General features: G+C 34.8%; 17 protein-coding genes and 3 pseudogenes. 7 read left to right on the top strand and 13 right to left on the bottom strand.

What is annotated here, in order from left to right:
* Positions 1-11 precede the first annotated feature (11 nt).
* A pseudogene (locus tag BPMYX0001_RS12325) lies at positions 12-254 on the bottom strand (nitroreductase); the annotation flags it as partial.
* Between the two features lie 256 nt (positions 255-510).
* Here BPMYX0001_RS12325 and BPMYX0001_RS12320 point away from each other — a divergent pair.
* Complete coding sequence (locus tag BPMYX0001_RS12320; protein WP_006095154.1) at positions 511-981, top strand: DinB family protein; 471 nt, start codon at positions 511-513, stop codon at positions 979-981.
* Positions 982-1425: 444 nt separating this feature from the next.
* Positions 1426-1806 (top strand): VOC family protein, encoded by a 381-nt coding sequence (locus tag BPMYX0001_RS12315; protein ID WP_006095153.1) that lies wholly within the window; start codon positions 1426-1428, stop codon positions 1804-1806.
* Positions 1807-1943: 137 nt separating this feature from the next.
* Here the strand turns inward: BPMYX0001_RS12315 and BPMYX0001_RS12310 are convergent, their stop codons facing one another.
* The 8 genes and pseudogenes from BPMYX0001_RS12310 to BPMYX0001_RS12275 all read right to left on the bottom strand — a co-directional run bounded on the left by BPMYX0001_RS12310 (position 1944) and on the right by BPMYX0001_RS12275 (position 7401).
* Positions 1944-2696 (bottom strand): phosphotransferase family protein, encoded by a 753-nt coding sequence (locus BPMYX0001_RS12310; protein ID WP_033798942.1) that lies wholly within the window; start codon positions 2694-2696, stop codon positions 1944-1946.
* A gap of 295 nt (positions 2697-2991) precedes the next feature.
* Positions 2992-3468: a small multi-drug export protein gene (locus BPMYX0001_RS12305; RefSeq protein ID WP_003198383.1), complete on the bottom strand. Its 477-nt coding sequence runs from the start codon at positions 3466-3468 to the stop codon at positions 2992-2994.
* A gap of 27 nt (positions 3469-3495) precedes the next feature.
* On the bottom strand, positions 3496-3930 hold the full coding sequence (locus BPMYX0001_RS12300) for a hypothetical protein (protein ID WP_029426848.1): 435 nt from the start codon (positions 3928-3930) through the stop codon (positions 3496-3498).
* 2 nt (positions 3931-3932) lie between these two features.
* Positions 3933-4136 (bottom strand): helix-turn-helix transcriptional regulator, encoded by a 204-nt coding sequence (locus BPMYX0001_RS12295; protein ID WP_026008563.1) that lies wholly within the window; start codon positions 4134-4136, stop codon positions 3933-3935.
* Between the two features lie 168 nt (positions 4137-4304).
* A complete protein-coding gene (locus tag BPMYX0001_RS12290) occupies positions 4305-4685 on the bottom strand; it encodes a VOC family protein (protein WP_033799660.1) in 381 nt (126 codons plus the stop codon).
* A gap of 231 nt (positions 4686-4916) precedes the next feature.
* Positions 4917-5990: pseudogene (locus BPMYX0001_RS29430) on the bottom strand (MFS transporter); the annotation flags it as partial.
* 25 nt (positions 5991-6015) lie between these two features.
* Positions 6016-6213 (bottom strand): annotated as a pseudogene (locus BPMYX0001_RS12280) (RNA polymerase subunit sigma-70); the annotation flags it as partial.
* Positions 6214-6354: 141 nt separating this feature from the next.
* Positions 6355-7401: a DUF2332 domain-containing protein gene (locus tag BPMYX0001_RS12275; RefSeq protein WP_033798941.1), complete on the bottom strand. Its 1047-nt coding sequence runs from the start codon at positions 7399-7401 to the stop codon at positions 6355-6357.
* Positions 7402-7523: 122 nt separating this feature from the next.
* Here BPMYX0001_RS12275 and BPMYX0001_RS12270 point away from each other — a divergent pair, with 122 nt between their 5' ends.
* Positions 7524-8075 (top strand): hypothetical protein, encoded by a 552-nt coding sequence (locus BPMYX0001_RS12270; protein WP_033798940.1) that lies wholly within the window; start codon positions 7524-7526, stop codon positions 8073-8075.
* A gap of 27 nt (positions 8076-8102) precedes the next feature.
* Here the strand turns inward: BPMYX0001_RS12270 and lsrB are convergent, their stop codons facing one another.
* Genes lsrB through BPMYX0001_RS12250 form a run of 4 tightly spaced genes read right to left on the bottom strand, consistent with a single transcriptional unit; the run spans position 8103 to position 12605 of the window.
* Positions 8103-9146 (bottom strand): autoinducer 2 ABC transporter substrate-binding protein LsrB, encoded by a 1044-nt coding sequence (gene lsrB, locus BPMYX0001_RS12265; RefSeq protein WP_033798939.1) that lies wholly within the window; start codon positions 9144-9146, stop codon positions 8103-8105.
* The gene (locus BPMYX0001_RS12260; RefSeq protein WP_033798938.1) at positions 9143-10141 is read right to left on the bottom strand and encodes an ABC transporter permease; all 999 of its coding nucleotides are present in this window, start codon (positions 10139-10141) and stop codon (positions 9143-9145) included. Before BPMYX0001_RS12260 ends, lsrB begins: the two co-directional genes overlap by 4 nt.
* Positions 10138-11115 carry an ABC transporter permease subunit gene (locus BPMYX0001_RS12255; protein ID WP_033798937.1) on the bottom strand — a complete coding sequence of 326 codons (978 nt, stop codon included), beginning with the start codon at positions 11113-11115 and terminating at the stop codon, positions 10138-10140. Before BPMYX0001_RS12255 ends, BPMYX0001_RS12260 begins: the two co-directional genes overlap by 4 nt.
* Positions 11112-12605, bottom strand: coding sequence for a sugar ABC transporter ATP-binding protein (locus tag BPMYX0001_RS12250; protein ID WP_006095142.1), 1494 nt, complete (start codon positions 12603-12605; stop codon positions 11112-11114). Before BPMYX0001_RS12250 ends, BPMYX0001_RS12255 begins: the two co-directional genes overlap by 4 nt.
* A 179-nt stretch (positions 12606-12784) precedes the next feature.
* Between BPMYX0001_RS12250 and BPMYX0001_RS12245 the strand changes: the two genes are divergently transcribed.
* From BPMYX0001_RS12245 to lsrF, 4 genes are read left to right on the top strand one after another with little or no spacing between them, the layout of a single operon-like run.
* Positions 12785-13735 (top strand): sugar-binding transcriptional regulator, encoded by a 951-nt coding sequence (locus BPMYX0001_RS12245; protein WP_006095141.1) that lies wholly within the window; start codon positions 12785-12787, stop codon positions 13733-13735.
* Positions 13735-15297 carry an autoinducer-2 kinase gene (gene lsrK, locus BPMYX0001_RS12240; protein WP_006095140.1) on the top strand — a complete coding sequence of 521 codons (1563 nt, stop codon included), beginning with the start codon at positions 13735-13737 and terminating at the stop codon, positions 15295-15297. Before BPMYX0001_RS12245 ends, lsrK begins: the two co-directional genes overlap by 1 nt.
* A gap of 24 nt (positions 15298-15321) precedes the next feature.
* Positions 15322-15684 (top strand): cupin domain-containing protein, encoded by a 363-nt coding sequence (locus tag BPMYX0001_RS12235; RefSeq protein ID WP_006095139.1) that lies wholly within the window; start codon positions 15322-15324, stop codon positions 15682-15684.
* Positions 15685-15690: 6 nt separating this feature from the next.
* A complete protein-coding gene (gene lsrF, locus BPMYX0001_RS12230) occupies positions 15691-16473 on the top strand; it encodes a 3-hydroxy-5-phosphonooxypentane-2,4-dione thiolase (protein WP_006095138.1) in 783 nt (260 codons plus the stop codon).
* Positions 16474-16548: the final 75 nt, after the last annotated feature.

Genomic DNA, 16548 nt, shown 5'->3' with positions numbered 1-16548 from the left:
TATTCCTCATACTAAATATTTATAGCAATTGCTGCAATGAATAAACTAACTATTATTAGAAAAGACGTACCAATCATTGCTCCTCTTAGATGTATCTTATAATCTTTATATCCCTTCATCCCTTCTGTACTAGGAATAACAACAAATCTCGGGGTAATCCAACAAAATATAAGCCAATCTATAATGAGTAAATCAACCAAGTTAAAAATCATTAAAATTCCAAAAGAATGCAAGAAAGCATCTATAAACAATAATTGCTCATATCGCTGAAGTACGCAAGCTGAAGGTGGATTGAAAGCTATTAAAGAACAGCTTCCTGATTATATTAGTTATTTTATGATTCGCGCTTATATACAAATGAACAAATAATAACTTTTATAAAGTCATTCCGCTTTACACGATATGAATGATTCGTATAGAATATAATCGATCTTTATCTCATGTCACTTCTAATTTATCCAGATTTTTAATACGCTAATGAATGAGAGGGATTTGAAAGGGGTGTAAGGTATGAATAAACTAATATTTAAACAATTTGCGATGACAAGAAGTTATTTTATTAAAAACGTAGAATCATTTTCGAAGGAAATAACAAATGTACAGCCAGACGGTTTTAACAATACGATCCAATGGCATATCGGCCATGTATTAACGGTTACTGAACAGTTTATGCTCGGCTTTCCACATAAAACGACGCATCTTCCTGCAAATTATATCGAATTATTTGGAAACGGTACAAAGCCGGCTGATTGGAAGGGAGATGTACCTACCGTAGATAAACTCATTATAGAGTTGAAAGATCAATTAGTTCGTCTCCAACAAATTCCTGCTGAACAGTTAAATGAAACGCTGGAAAAATCATTTATGGGATTGGAAACCTTTGGAGAATTAGCCGGCCTTACATTAATGCATGAAGCAAATCATTTGGGGCAAATTCAAGCGATGAAGCGCATTATTGAACACGCGGGACTAAAGAACTAACAAAATCCAAAAAATAATTTGATGACTTTCAAAAGGAGTTATTCTCACATGAGATAGCTCCTTTTGATTTTGCAAAAACACTTATATGATTCTTTTTGATTTAATGTTCAAAAAAACCAACAAATAAAATTGACATAGGGAAAATGACAAGATTTTATTTCGAAAAAATAAAAATAGTGGTGCTGTAAACTTGCGTGACTAAAACCTTTTCCACTGTGAACTGTATTAGCAGCCATCCCCATTTGCGTAGCAATTTGTGCTGCCGTTTGAAAATCACTTAATTTTAGCTTGATGGGTCTGAGCAGTCATCCGTATTTCTTGACATATCATTTCAAACTTCATAAAGTGAAACTCTAATCGTTGTTTTTCATCTTCACTGATTATTAGCCCACAATACTTAATTAACTTATATAAATTTATATAGGAATAGGACAGGTGAAATAAATGAAAATCGAACATATAGCTATTTGGGTAAATGATTTAGAGGCAATGCGCACTTTCTATACACAATACTTTAATGGAGAGGCAAATTCTTTATATCACAATAAAGCTAAACACTTCGAATCTTATTTTATTACTTTTGAATCTGGAGCACGCCTTGAAATTATGCGAAAGAAAGGAATAGAAGATAAACCTAGTTCTAACCTAACTGGATATGCCCATATCGCTTTCTCTGTTGGTAGTGAAGAAAATGTGAATCAACTAACCAAAGCATTAAAAGAAGCTGGATATCCTGTATTAAATGGACCACGTTTCACTGGAGATGGCTATTATGAGAGCGTAATTAGTGATCCAGAAGGAAATCAAATCGAAATAACTATCTAGCATAACTTTTCAATATATAAGTTAAAAAATAATATAACAACCAAAAACCGTTCGAAAATTTTGAACGGTTTTATTATCTAATACTGTCGCATTAAAAAAGTTTGATCATTACAGAAATGCTAGTTCTATCGTGTTCCTTAATGACAATACTGGTGTACTAATCTCTTTAGATGTTCTATGTTTTCTGAAGATACTTTTTCTGACAATCTTGCCCCAGCAATAATAGGAGCCCACTTTATAACTTCATCCCTTGATAAACCAGCATTTTTGCAATATATACGTAAATACATTTCAGCCAACTCTACTGAAGCCTGGGCATACAACAAATATGTTCGGTAGACATCGGCACGAATATCTCCCGCGTTAGCATCCACCCAATCAATAATTTTCACATTATCATTACTCAAAATCAAATTAAATGGATGAAAATCCCCATGACATAGCCTAGGTTCAAATACCATTGAATCCAATTTTCTTAACAATTTACCCTTTTGTTTCTCATCTAGATTCTGTACTGATTCAATTTGACGACGTAGCTTTTCTGACATCGGTTCAAGTAAATCCGAATCAACAACAACAGCATGCACCTTTTGTTGTGCATTAACACAAATACCTATGTAATGCTCCGCTCGTTCCATATTATGAATTAAGAGATCACCTACTGTTTTCCCTTTTACATATTCCATTATAATTGCTTGCCTACCCTTTATTTTTGTGACTTCTAATACCTTTGGGACTTGAATCCCACATGAATAAGCGTATTCTTGTTTCTTTGCTTCATATAACGATTCTGTATTTGGAAAGTGTTTTTTAAGCACTTTCACAATTTTATTATCATAAAGATATATCTTTGCTGTATTCCCAATAGCTATCGGATTACCTAGGTTCAATTATTTTCTCTCCTTACAATATAGTGAATTTTTATATTTTAACGAGATCTTTTCTAATGCAATATATACAGTTTTTTTCATATTTCATTATTCTCCCTTAATCACTTCTATCAGTGTAATCGGAGAAGAACCAAGATCCATTCCTATTAGATCCTAATAATCGATCGGAAAATTCAGACTTTAATAACCTTAAATTGGACACTTCTTCTTATTTTGACTTCCATATTCAATCTACGACGTTTTTTCTTCATCCCTTTTACTTCATTACTATATTCATAGACAGTTTTATATCATCCTAAATAATATGTAAAAGGCTAAATCCATACATCGAAGCAACTACAAAAATGATTGTCCATACCGCTAGACTGACTGTCATCCAACTTATGACGTGTGTCTTGTTAGATCCAAATGTTAAAGCTAATACGGCTGCAATATCAGTTCCTACGAGAATGGGAGCAAGCAATGCCAAACCAGGAATACCATATCGTTCCCATATTCGCCTTGATCTAGTTTCTTTTTTAGAAGGTGTTGTTATACCTTTTTTTAACTTTCTTGCCGCTTGCCATTTTGCATACTGCTTAAAGAAGAATCCCAATAATAGAACCAAGATAAGATTCCCTGCAAATGCAGTCACCCCTACTGCAAATGGTTGCAATCCCCATGCGATACCAAGTGGTACAACGATTGATACATCCATCCATGGAGCAAAAGCTAATAGAAATAAAACGACATATTGCCACATTTCACCTGCATTTTGAGCCCACTCTAGCATATTGTTTCATCCCCTTTTTTCTTTAGATTAAATACGATTTAAAATAAGAATAGTAGTTAACCAATAGACCATGTATTGGCCTGCACCTAATACACCAATGCACAGTAATGGAACAAAATTATGTTGAGAAAAGAAGAAGAAGATCCCTGCCGTTACTGGAAGTGCAACGCTATAGTAAATATATACATTTCGGCAAGCCTTATAAGTTACCCACTGCTGCCCTTCATCTATTTCACGAAATTCGGATGGTATAAAGCTAAATAATCTAATCTTATCATCCGAATTCTTTCGATTATAAAGCTTTGTGAGAATGAACCAGAAAACAGTAACCGTCACTAGAATCCAAAAACATAATCTAGCTAAAACGACCTGTGTACTCATAAGAGAAAATAGTAAAAATGCAATAATCAAAACAAATATACCGGCCCCTATAAGCGGAGATTTTAAAACCTGTTTCATTATAATCATTCCTTTCCCTTTAAATAAAAAACATCTTCTACTGTAAGTTGAAACGCGGCAGCTATTTTTAACGCCATGGTGACAGAGGGAGAATAATCACCTTTTTCAATTAACCCAATTGTCTGCCTCGTCACTCCAATTGCATCAGCCAAGTCTTGCTGAGTCCACCTAAATCTTGCCCGTAATTCTCTAACTCTGTTTTCAAGCATCCTAACTTCACTTCCCTCCTTTTCAAACACTCTCATTGTAAATCATTACCAACAAAATGTAAATAATCATTTGCATTTTGTAATAAATAATTGCTCAAAAACTATAAAACAACACCATCTATAAAATGGTGTTGTTTCGTTTAAAGATCAAGTTAGTCAATTTTATACTTACTTCTTTTCCATAATTGCAAAGTAATTTTTCTCATGATCAGCAAAATTAAATGCTCTACCAGACGGCATATTTACAAGTTCTCCAACTGTAATTTCTTTCTCTACAAACTCTTTATATAATTTATCGATATCTTCAGTGAAAAACAACATGGATGGTGTACTAAGATTTAATTCAGGCTGCATCTTCGCAATTAATTCTTTATTATGTAGAACCATACTCGTTTCTGCTTTCTCTGTTGGCGCGATTTCAACCCATCTAAATCCTTGACCGTTATCTTCATCAGCAACTAAGTGGAAACCTACTTTTTCTGTCCAAAATTGCACAGCCTCATCTTGATTATTTACATATAGCATAATTTGACCAACTTTATGAATCATCATCTTCTCTTCCCTTCTTCTACTTCAACTTCAATTGTATTAAGCATATACGAACTAGCGTTCTTTTTAAAGTTTTTTTATGGTAAACTTTCACTTCAAACATTTTCACACACTGTTTTTATCTCTTTCTTACTATCTTGAGATGAGGGTTACCAAATAAATAATAGCATCCTTAAACATCTTAACCATAATTATATTATGTAAATAGTGTTATTGTATTGTATCTTCCTTTTAACATGTGGCTCTTAATTTATTCCCTCTCTTTCTCTTCATATATATTTCTAGCACACTACAAATAAGTGCCAAAAAGAAAATAAATGCTCCTATTAAAAAAGTTTTATTAAAACTACGAATAACCCCGTATTTATATTTTCATTTAATTTGTTCGTAGAGTTTATTTCCTTCCTCTGATTCCATGCTTACATATTTCTTCTCATCACTTGTTTGTATTACGTGTAGTATTTTTTGTTTTTCAAAGTCTGTTTGATCGCCTTTTTGAATCATCGCTTTCACTTGTTGCTTTATTTCTTCTTTTTCGATAGATAATTGATGATTTAAAATCACCACTAATATCGCTACACCTACTATACTTCCTACTGTTCTAGAAATATTAGATATACTTGACGCAATACCTGATTTTTCGGTTGGAACACTTAAAACGGCAGTTGTTGTCAATGGAGCAAGCGTACACCCTGCACCAAAACCTACAACCACGAGTCGCCAAATATAATCCCAATTTGAAAAGCCTGATTCCATATGACCAAATAAATACGAAGCGATTATAAATGCGATAATTCCTATAATACCGATAACACTACTTCCATGTTTTGCAGCAATGGGTGTCATAATCGCGGTAACTACCATTGATACTATCGCAAGTGTACTAATAATCATCCCTGATTGAAGCTCGCTCATTCCATCTACTTGAACTAAATAAAATGCAAAAATAAATAAAAAGTTCATTAAACCCATGCCTACAAAAAATAATGAAAGATTTGAAAACGAAAACTCTTTATATGAGAATAAATATAGGGGTAACATCGGATTTTTACTTTTCTTTTCAATAAAGATAAACAATATAAAGCTTATAAAAGAAATAACAAAGAGAAGACTTACACTTAGCGGACTTAAACTCGAGTTATTTACTTGTATCAGAGCGTATACAAGTAAAAACAATGCACATGATGAAGTAACCATACCTGCCCAATCTATTTTAGAACTAGCTGTATGATCATATGATTCTTTAATAAAAAGCAAGACGAAGAGTAAGGATAGAATACCGACTGGAACATTAATAAAAACTACCACTTTTTGAACTTAATTCACCTTTCACATCATAGTTAACTACAGATTTCCATATTTGAATATATACTTCATTCACAATATCCTCTACATCCTGCTTATCTACTACTAAAAAAGCTACTGTTCTACAAATATTTTTACATGTAAATTCATAAATAACCTGAAAGGCTTGTTGATCTCCAAAGGCCATTCTCTGTAACCATTCCTTTAGTTCTATTTCATCCAATTCTCGTTCCCCTCTCACGTTTTAAACAATCTTTCACACTATATTCGCTCGTTTCTCACAAAAGGTTCATTTTAGTATTACAATAAAGAAGGAACAACTCATGTAAGTTGTCCCTTCTTTATACACCGTTAAAATATCAATCTAACAAAGCGATTTATCGCCCAACCTCCAACTAAACCAACGCGCATGGCCATCCGTTTCTCCAACAGTTTCATTGTATTCTTTCCCATTCATAAAATAATCAAGATGAAGATCTCTATCCCACATATTGTTATAAAGATGGAAAACATCCCGTTTCGCACCAATTTCTTTCACTTTATCTATTAATTTATGTTTTACACTCTCTGGTATTTGATTCGCCACATGTGTGTGGAAAATACAAATTACTGCATCCTCTGAGATTTGTTCCGCAATTTCTGAAAGAAGAGCTACTCCATCCCCTTCTATCAGTTTCACAGATTGTTCTTTTAAACAAGCTGCTGCGTGATCAAACATTTCAAGTCGTTCTTTATGCTCAGGCCAAATAAGTGAGCGTAACCATAAATAATCTTCCTCATTATTTAAATCATTTATATGTAAATCAAGTCCGATTCTTTCTACGACAGGTGGACTTTGTTGTAAGAAAAATGGCTGATTCTCCCCTTTTATTTCTGATTTCAAATGAACTTTAGAGTCTTTATTTCCAAACACCTCGCCTGTTCCATAAGAATATCTATATTGATCCCAGAACAGCTGCAGGCCCGCACTTGTCCCAATTTCAATTAGCGCTAAAGGCTTATTCACTTTATTAAACATATAACAAAAACTCGGATATAAATATGTACATCGTCTTACTTCGTTTGTCTGCACTAGCTTTGTTTTTAAAATATTGATTATCTCTTCCCTATGAATCTGACAAAAATCTTTAAAATGTTGAAAAGCATGTTCTAGATTTTTTTCTGGAACAGAAACAAGGCTACCATAGTATTGTTTTAATACATGATTATTCCCTTTCAGTAATAAATAGTGAACGGCACCAAGTAATAAGTTAGGAGTTGGCTGACCAAGTTGTGCGTGTGACGCTAATGTAAGGATTTCCTCATCTTCTGAAATTTCCAATGATAAATGTTCGTATAAATCGCTCGATCCTTTACCTTCTTTTATAGAAAAATTTCTAAATAAGTTGGAGATTTGTTCTTGTGTAAGCAAATCGATTCCTCCAATCACATAATTTAATATTCAGAATAATTTTAACATAAATACAATTATTAGGACATTTCTACTTATTCTGCTAAAAAGACTTATCCTTCAAGATAAAAGGAGGTAGCAAGTTGAATAGAAATATAACCTATACTTTCCTCATATTAATCACATTTCTTATTAGCTGTTCAAAAGAGCAATCCTTTTATATGTACTTCCATGAAAAGATGCAAAAAATGTATTTTGGACAAAAGAATAATTCCTACACTCTCATTCATACAGAAATGAATGTTTCACAAGAAAATGATGCCGTAGCAATATTTACAGAGCATAACCAGCAAGGTGAACAAATATTTATTGCTTATTTTGAAAAAGAAAATGGCAAATGGAATTGGATAAGAACTACAGGAACTGAATGGAATAGCCCCGTAAGATGGACTTCCATGCATCAAATCCCTTACATTTATGCTGGAACAATTCGTGATAACGCTATTACTAAAGTTTATGTCGGGAACAAAAATGCAAAAATCATTACTGTTGAAGGAACGAAAAGGTTTTGGTATGTCGTTAGTAATACAGAATGGGCTGAGGTTAGAATTGAAAAAGGTGATGGTACACAAGAAGCAGTTGGACAAATTGACGAAGAGATTCTAAAAGATTGGCATAATAAAAACGTCCGATAAAAATACCGGACGTTTTTCATTTCAACATTAAAAATTATACTTATCAATATTATCCTTCGTAAATACAACTCTTTCTGGTAATACAATGATTCCATTTCCATCTGCTTCGTAGTCATAACCTTGAATAGAATTCGGTTCCACCTTTACTTTACCTATATTCGGAACTTCAAAGCTATCGCCAACTTTTAATTTCTTTCCTTTTACCACAATTTCATTTGCAACATAAGTTGCAAGTGCGCCTTGTTGTTTTACATCCCATAATCCAAATTGCTGAACAGTTCCACGTTTTACATAATCACGCATTACGTTTGGAGTTGAAAATCCCGTCACAACTACCTTTTTATCCATTTTTAAGTTTTCAGCAGCTTGTGCCATTGCTGGAAGTGCCGTTGCATCCGGACAAATGACCGCATTAATATCTGGATACGTTTTTAAAATGCTTTCTCCAACCGATAATGATTTTTGTGCATTATTCTCTCCGTACTGCGTCGTTACAATTTCCCAATTTGGATATTTTTCTTTTATTATCTCTTTTGCTTTTGTTACCCACTGATTTTGATCTGTTACAGTCGGACTTGAATAAAAGAATGCTACTTTTCCTTTATCTCCAATTTGTGATGAGGTCATTTGAATTAATAAATTTGCCAATTGCTCCGGTGTTCCTTGGCTTATATAAAATGAACGATCTTTCGGATTCACATCAGAATCCCATGTTAAAACTGTCATTCCCTTTTTCTTTGCTCTCTGTAAGGATTGCGTCAGACCATCAACCGATGTAGATGAAACCATTAACGCATCATAGTTTTGATTAATAAAATTATTTATATATTTCACTTGTCCTGATACACTCGCCTCTGATGGCCCATCATATTTCACTTGCACCCCTAATTTATCTCCCATTTCTTTTGCCCCTTCACCACCTGATGTAAAGAAGCCAACCCCTGTCAATTTCGGAATGAATGCAAATTTCACATCATCTGCTTTTTTCTTGTCTGCTGTTTTGCTAGAACATGCAATTAAACCGATAATACAAACACATATAATGATAAAGATCCCTAGTTTTCTTTTCATGACATTTCCCCCTTATGCAATTTCCTTCTTTTCCACATAGTGAGTTGCTGTAACTTGAAATGCCTAATAATAACAGAGAGGATCAGTATAATGCCAATAACTACATTTGACTGTTCGTTCGTTAAACCTGTCATTTGTAAACCGTACTGCATCATTCCAATAAATATACTTGCTAGTACTGTTCCAAGAATACTTCCTTTTCCCCCAGTGATGAGTGTCCCACCTAATACAACTGCCGTAATAACCGGCAGAATTGTCTCGCTTCCAATATCAGCTCGAGCTGAGCCAAAATATGCTGTTAAAAAAGCCCCTCCTAATCCACCTCCTAACCCAGAAAGAATATAGGAAATAGTTACTATTTTTTTTGTTCGAATACCAGAATATTTAGCTGCCTTTTCATTCGCACCTGTCAACAAGACATAACGTCCGTACCTTGTTCGATGAAGTAAGAGTGTAAACAAAACAGTCAAAACGAAAAGTAACCATACTAAATTAGGAATTCCCATAAAACTTCCATTTGCAAGTTGCACGTAAGAATCCGGTAAACCACTTATCCCTTCATATCCACTGGCATTTGAGCCACCCGAGATAACAAGTGCAATTCCTGAATATAAAAACATCGTTCCAAGTGTAACAACAAGAGGTTCTATCTCTGTCGTTTTAATAATCACCCCGTTGATACAACCCGCTAGACAACTGATAAACAAGGAAATAATTACAGCTAAAATAACCGGAATTCCATTCATCCAGAGTACACCAATAAGAATGGAAGTAAGCCCCATAATCGATCCTACAGATACATCGATTCCACCTGTTATAATTACAAAAGTCATTGGAATTGCGGCAATCGTAATAAAAACGAAGTCATTCATACTGAAAAGTAAATTACTAATATTTAAAAAATCACTGTTTAACAAACCAAAGAGAATGAACTCTATAATAAGTAATACAATAAGAACTCCTTCCCATCTTAAAAATCCACGTGCATACTTCATAGATTCATCCTTCTTTCTTCCAACTGTCTTATTCCCTTCCATTTTTTTAAGATGCTGTCTAATATAATAATAAGTAACAGTAAGAATCCTGATATAGCACTATTCCAAAAAGCAGGTATTTTTAAAAAGACTAGTGAACTACTTATAACTTCTAAAAAAATCGCTCCCAGTGCTGCTCCAAATATAGAACCTGTTCCACCTTTTAGATGAATTCCGCCGAGAACAGCGGCAGCAATTACTTGTAACTCGATTCCTGTACCAGTTTGATTTGGCACAAAGCCGATATTCATAACAAATATGCACCCTGCAACCCCTGCGCTCATCCCAGAAATAATAAATGCATATATTTTCACCTTGTCTACCGGTATTCCAATGAGGCGTGCTCCGTCTTCGTTATCTCCGGCAGCATAAAAATATCTTCCAAAAGGTGCTTTCTTTAAAAAGATATATAATAATAGTAAAATAGCCAAAATGATCCATACTGTAACTGGAAGCCCTAGTATCATGACAGAAGACATCTGTTTATAAGACTTAGGAATATCTTCAATCCATTTGCCACCTGTATAGATCAACATCGCTCCTCTAATAATTCCTAACATTCCTAATGTCATAATAATTGCCGGTACACGAAACTTCGTAACCCCAACGCCATTTATCATTCCAATCACAGCTCCAAGCAAGATTGCAACAATGATTGAAATTAAGATGCTATTACCATTTGTCAAAAACATCCCACAAATTGCTGCACTTAATCCCATAATAGAACCGACTGAAACATCAATATTTTTAGTAAATAATACGAATGATTGACCAATAGCTAGTATGACTAAAATAAGACTTGATTTCATAATTAAAGAAAGCGAACTAAACTGAACAAAACTAGGATTAATAATTCCTACGAGGGCTATGTAAATAAGTAATAAAATAATAATGGATGTTTCATGCATTTTAACTATATTTAAAAAACGTTTCATTCCGTTACACCTTCCCTTCCCACATATGCAAGGCGTGTAACTTCATCTATACAAACTTCTCCTTTCTCTAAATGTGAAACAAGTTTTCCATTCCTCATCACATATACCCGGTTTGCTAATTGAACAATTTCTTCTACATCTGAGGAAATTAATAAAATCGCAAGCCCTGATTGTTTTAAACCTTGAATTGCCTCATATACTTCTAATCTTGCTTTTGCATCAATCCCGCGCGTTGGTTCATCAAGAATAATTAATTTAGGTTCACAAGCAAGATATTTTGCTAATACAACTTTTTGTTGGTTTCCACCTGATAAAGATGTCATTTTTTCATCTACATTGGAAACAACTATCCGAAACTTATTCATATACAACTCCGCTAAAGCGCTTTCTTTTTTACACTTTAAAAAGAATGGGCTCATTCGGTGTAAAGAAGCTGCCGTTATATTTTCTTTAACAGACCGAATTGAAAAAATACCATTCCCTGCCCTATCCTCTGGAACATATACCATCCCTTTATCTAATCGTTTGCTCGTAGAACACCTTGCAATTGACTCCCCTTCTAATAAAATATCCCCTGACCGTATGGGCCTTATCCCATATAACACTTCTGCTAATTCCGTTCTACCCGATCCAACAACACCAGCAATCCCTACAATCTCTCCAGCATGTACATTTAGTGATATATTCTGAAATGCATAACTCGACAGATTTGTTACCTCTAATACTTGTTGAGAAAGTTTCATCGTTTCTTGAGGTGCCACTTTCTTCTTCTCTTGTTTATAATCTTTTGGCAATAATCCCTCCATTAGCATGTCGTATGTATAATCTGATACATCCCCTTGACTCACTATCATTCCATCACGCAAAATAGCTACTTTATTCGCAATCTCAAAGATTTCCGGAAAACGATGTGTAATATAAATCATTCCGATTCCCTTTTCTTTTAAGTCTTTTATCAGCACAAAAAGACTCTTTATTTCATGAGTTGTTAATGTCGATGTTGGCTCATCTAAAATAAGAATCTCTGCTTCTCTTATTAACCCTCTTAATATTTCTACTAATTGTTGCTGTGCAATTGATAATGAACTTCCAATTGCACTCAGTTCTATGTTCCACCCTAAACTTTTTATCAAATCTTTTATCTTTGTACGAAGTTCCTTCTTCTTTGCTTTTATTCCGATACATATATTTTCTTCAATTGTCATATGAGAAAAAATTAACGGTTCTTGTGGAATTAAATAAATACCATTTAAATGTGCTTCCGCTGGATTAGAAAAACTTTGCACTACTCCCTTTACATACATCTCCCCAGCATCATAAGAGTATAAACCTGTTAATATTTTCATCAATGTTGATTTCCCAGCACCGTTTCCGCCAACTAAAGCATATACATCGCCATAGTCTAATTCTAAATTCACTTCTTTTAGTACCCTTTGTTCTGAGAATGATTTACTCATTTGCCTCACTTTTAATAAGGGGGCATTCTCCACATCTTGTCACCTGCCTTTATACAGAACAATTTTTGAGAAAATGATTTTTTGTTCTACTTGTTTTGTAGCATTGTATATCCCTTTTTTCATATCTAGAACAAATTTTTCTTGAACACAATTACTACTTCTATCGGTATAAACAAAAAAATAAGCACATATGTTTAAGCATCGGTCAATTGTTGAAAGGGATGAAGAGAATGTCACAGTTGAACTTTGAAGAAAATTTGTTAACAAAAGTAGCCTGGTATTACTATAAAGATCATTTAACGCAGCAGGAAATCGCTTCTTTGCTTCACATTTCACGAAATAAGGTCGTACGGTTATTAGATAAAGCTCGATCTGAAGGTGTCGTTACATTTCATGTAAAAGGTACGGGTTTACATTGCTTAAGCATTGAACGTGAACTAATTAAAAGATTTCATTTAAAAGACTCTTTTATTATCCCTACGCTAATGGAAAATTCCCCTTCTTCTTTAGGGAAAGCTGCAGCGCAATATGTAGAAACACATTTACAACAAGGAGATTTACTCGGCATTGGTTGGGGGGAAACGATATCAAAAATGTTAGAAAACATCCATTTTGAAGCATCTATACAACTTTCAATCGTTACTCTTACAGGTGGTGTAAATCATTACCTTCCTAGAAAACAAAACTATCTCAATCACATGCAAGGCGAACTTCATATCATTCCTACGCCATTTTTAGCATCCACAACCGAAATGGCACAAAGTATCCTTTCCGAACCAGCCGTTAAAGATATGCTACATGTCGCTTCACTTGCTAATACAGCAATAGTTGGTATTGGTGGTTTATCTCATGATGCAACCATTGTAAAAGAAGAAAAATTAACGCTTCGTGAAATGACCTATATACGAAGTCAAAATGGTGCCGGAGATATTCTAGGACAATTTTATAATACACATGGAGAATTACTAGAACTTCCCCATCACGACCGCCTAATTGGTACACCTCTTTCAGCTCTTCAAAAGATGAAACACGTAGTCGGTGTAGCTGGCGGTGAAGAAAAAATAGATGCAATTTACGGAGCCTTAAAAGGTAGATTCATTCATACATTAATTACCGATGAGGACACAGCACTCTCCCTATTGAGAAAGGAAGGTGAATCATAATGTCTTCTCTATTAGCTTATGACGCGGGTACTGGTAGTATCAGGGCCGTCCTTTTCGATTTACAAGGAAATCAGCTTGCTGTGAGTCAAAAAGAGTGGGTTCATAAACCCGACTCTCGTTATCCTGGTTCTGTGAATTTTGATGTGATAGAGAATTGGAAACTCGTTCAAGAATGCACAAAAGATGTACTTCAAAAAAGCAACATATCCCCTTCTTCTATTAAAGGGATTAGTGCAACAAGTATGCGCGAAGGATTTGTTTTATATGATAAAAGTGGGCAAGAAATATGGGCATGTGCGAACGTTGATGGCCGTGCTTCTTCTGAAGTAAGTCAATTAAAACAGATCCGCTCCCATCTTGAAGAAGATTTATATATGAAATCAGGGCAAACTTTTGCACTTGGCGCTCTGCCTAGGCTACTTTGGATTCAAAAACATCAACCAGATATATATGATAAAATCTATTCCTTTACAATGTTAAACGATTGGATTTTATATAAATTGTGCGGGGTATTACAAATAGACCCTTCCAATGGATGTACATCTGGTATTTTTGATTTAGAAAATAGAACTTGGGATAATTCGATTGCTGAGCAATGCCGTCTAAACTTATCATTTTCTCCAAATGTAAATGAAGCGGGGACAGTTATTGGTAATATCACAAAACAAAGTGCAGAACTAACAGGTTTACATGTAGGAACACCGGTAGTTGCTGGGGGCGGAGATGCCCAGATGGCTTCACTCGGTTCGGGAGTCGTACATCCTGAACAAACATTTATTTGCGGAGGGAGCTTTTGGCAACAAGAAGTAAATATAACAAGTCCAAAAACAGATTCAAATGCTCGTATTCGCATCAATTGCCACGCTATCCCTACACTTTGGCAATATGAAACAATCGCTTTTTTCCCCGGGCTTGTGATGAGATGGTTTCGAGATGGTTTTTGCCAAGAAGAACAAGAACTTGCTACTAAACTAGGTGTAGATGCTTATGAATTATTAGAGGAACAAGCAAAACATGTGCCAGTCGGATCATATGGCATTATTCCTATATTTTCAAATGTAATGAACTACATTTCATGGCGCCATGCCGCACCTTCTTTCATTAATTTAAGCTTAGATGCTAATAAATGCGGAAAGAAAGAACTGTTCCGTGCACTCGAAGAAAATGCTGCATTTATAACACTTGGAAATTTAAAATTAATAGAATCATTAACAGGAAAGTTCCCTTCTGAAGTGATATTTGCTGGGGGTGCTGCCAAAGGCAAGCTCTGGCCCCAAATTGTTGCGGATGTTCTCGGAATTTCTGTTAAAGTACCAGTTGTAAAAGAAGCGGCCGCCTTAGGAACAGCAATTGCGGCAGGAGTTGGTGCTGGAATATATGACTCTATGGAAACAATCTCTCAGGAATTTGTAAAGTGGGAAAGCACCTATGAACCGAATGCTGAAAATTATAAATTATATCAAAATTTCTATCAAACGTGGAAATCTGTTTATGAAAAACAACTCCCGCTAGCGGATGAAGGCTTCACATCACATATGTGGATTGCACCAGGTGCACTGTAACACATTCATAAAGGAGTGAACAATATGCTCAAAGTAAATGAAGAGGATTTCTCCTATCGCTTTGGTAACAACGGCCCAAAATATTTAATAAAGGGCCCTAACATTGACCTTGGCATTGTAGTCATTCAGCCTGGGCAAGAGTTTCAAAATCATTATCATACTACATGCGAAGAAATTTTTTATGCCCTAGAAGGTGAAATTGATTTCTATATTGATAATGAAAGAGTTCCTGTAAAACAAGGTGACGTCTTGCAAGTTCGCCCTCATGAATCTCACTATCTTATTAACCACTCAGATCAAATCTTTAAAGCTGTTTTTATTAAGTCACCACATTTACAAGAAAAAGATACTGTACAAACAGAAAATCCAAATTTAACGAAGGAGTGATTCACAATGACTTGGGGATTTCAAAATCGATTAAATACGATTCTGCCTGATGGAAAAGCAGTTATGTTAGCAATTGATCACGGTTACTTTTTAGGTCCAATTCATGGATTAGAACAACCATTAGAAACAGTAAAAAACTTACTTCCCTATACAGATTCTCTCTTTTTAACAAGGGGTGTACTCAATTCCTGCATTCCTAAAGACTGCAAAACACCAATGGTTTTACGTGTTTCAGGCGGTCCAACTGTCGTTGGTAAAGATTTAGCAAACGAGACCATTGTTACACCAATTAAAGAAGCACTGCGGCAAAATGTAGTCGGAGTTGGTGTATCTGTTTTTGTCGGTTCAGAATATGAAACACAAACTGTTTCAAATCTAGCAAACGTAGTTTCCGAGGCTCATGATTACGGTTTACCTGTTCTCGGTATTACGGCCGTTGCAAAAGAACTACAAAAACGAGAAGCACGCTTTTTAGCACTTGCATCGCGTGTATGTGTGGAGATGGGTGCTGATATTATTAAAACGTATTACTGCGAAGGATTTGAAAAAATTACGAGCACATGCCCTGCCCCAGTCGTCATTGCAGGTGGCCCAAAATTAGATTCGATCGAAGACGCTTTAACAATTACATACCAAGCATTGCAAGAGGGTGCGATTGGAGTTGATATGGGACGAAATATTTGGCAGTCAGAACATCCAGCTGCAATGATTCAAGCGATACACGGTATTGTTAAAAATGGCTTGAATGTGAAAGAAGGGCTAGAGTTGTATAATGAGATAAAAAATTAAATCGGATGATTAAATAATATATTTTTACTTTCTAAAAAAAGAATCCTCTTTATAAGAGGATTCTTTTTTATGATT

The organism is Bacillus pseudomycoides DSM 12442, from assembly GCF_000161455.1.
Lineage (GTDB): Bacteria > Bacillota > Bacilli > Bacillales > Bacillaceae_G > Bacillus_A > Bacillus_A pseudomycoides.
The sequence above is the reverse complement of the archived record's forward strand: the minus strand, read 5'-3'. Positions and strand labels throughout refer to the sequence as shown.

What these genes read in the sequence shown, in the direction of transcription:
- BPMYX0001_RS12235 (WP_006095139.1), top strand. Translation starts at nt 15,322, where the DNA reads ATGCTCAAAGTAAATGAAGAGGATTTCTCCTATCGCTTTGGTAACAAC.
- BPMYX0001_RS12315 (WP_006095153.1), top strand. Translation starts at nt 1,426, where the DNA reads ATGAAAATCGAACATATAGCTATTTGGGTAAATGATTTAGAGGCAATG.
- BPMYX0001_RS12295 (WP_026008563.1), bottom strand. Translation starts at nt 4,136, where the DNA reads ATGCTTGAAAACAGAGTTAGAGAATTACGGGCAAGATTTAGGTGGACT.
- lsrB (WP_033798939.1), bottom strand. Translation starts at nt 9,146, where the DNA reads ATGAAAAGAAAACTAGGGATCTTTATCATTATATGTGTTTGTATTATC.
- lsrF (WP_006095138.1), top strand. Translation starts at nt 15,691, where the DNA reads ATGACTTGGGGATTTCAAAATCGATTAAATACGATTCTGCCTGATGGA.
- BPMYX0001_RS12260 (WP_033798938.1), bottom strand. Translation starts at nt 10,141, where the DNA reads ATGAAGTATGCACGTGGATTTTTAAGATGGGAAGGAGTTCTTATTGTA.
- BPMYX0001_RS12255 (WP_033798937.1), bottom strand. Translation starts at nt 11,115, where the DNA reads ATGAAACGTTTTTTAAATATAGTTAAAATGCATGAAACATCCATTATT.
- lsrK (WP_006095140.1), top strand. Translation starts at nt 13,735, where the DNA reads ATGTCTTCTCTATTAGCTTATGACGCGGGTACTGGTAGTATCAGGGCC.
- BPMYX0001_RS12290 (WP_033799660.1), bottom strand. Translation starts at nt 4,685, where the DNA reads ATGATTCATAAAGTTGGTCAAATTATGCTATATGTAAATAATCAAGAT.
- BPMYX0001_RS12305 (WP_003198383.1), bottom strand. Translation starts at nt 3,468, where the DNA reads ATGCTAGAGTGGGCTCAAAATGCAGGTGAAATGTGGCAATATGTCGTT.
- BPMYX0001_RS12320 (WP_006095154.1), top strand. Translation starts at nt 511, where the DNA reads ATGAATAAACTAATATTTAAACAATTTGCGATGACAAGAAGTTATTTT.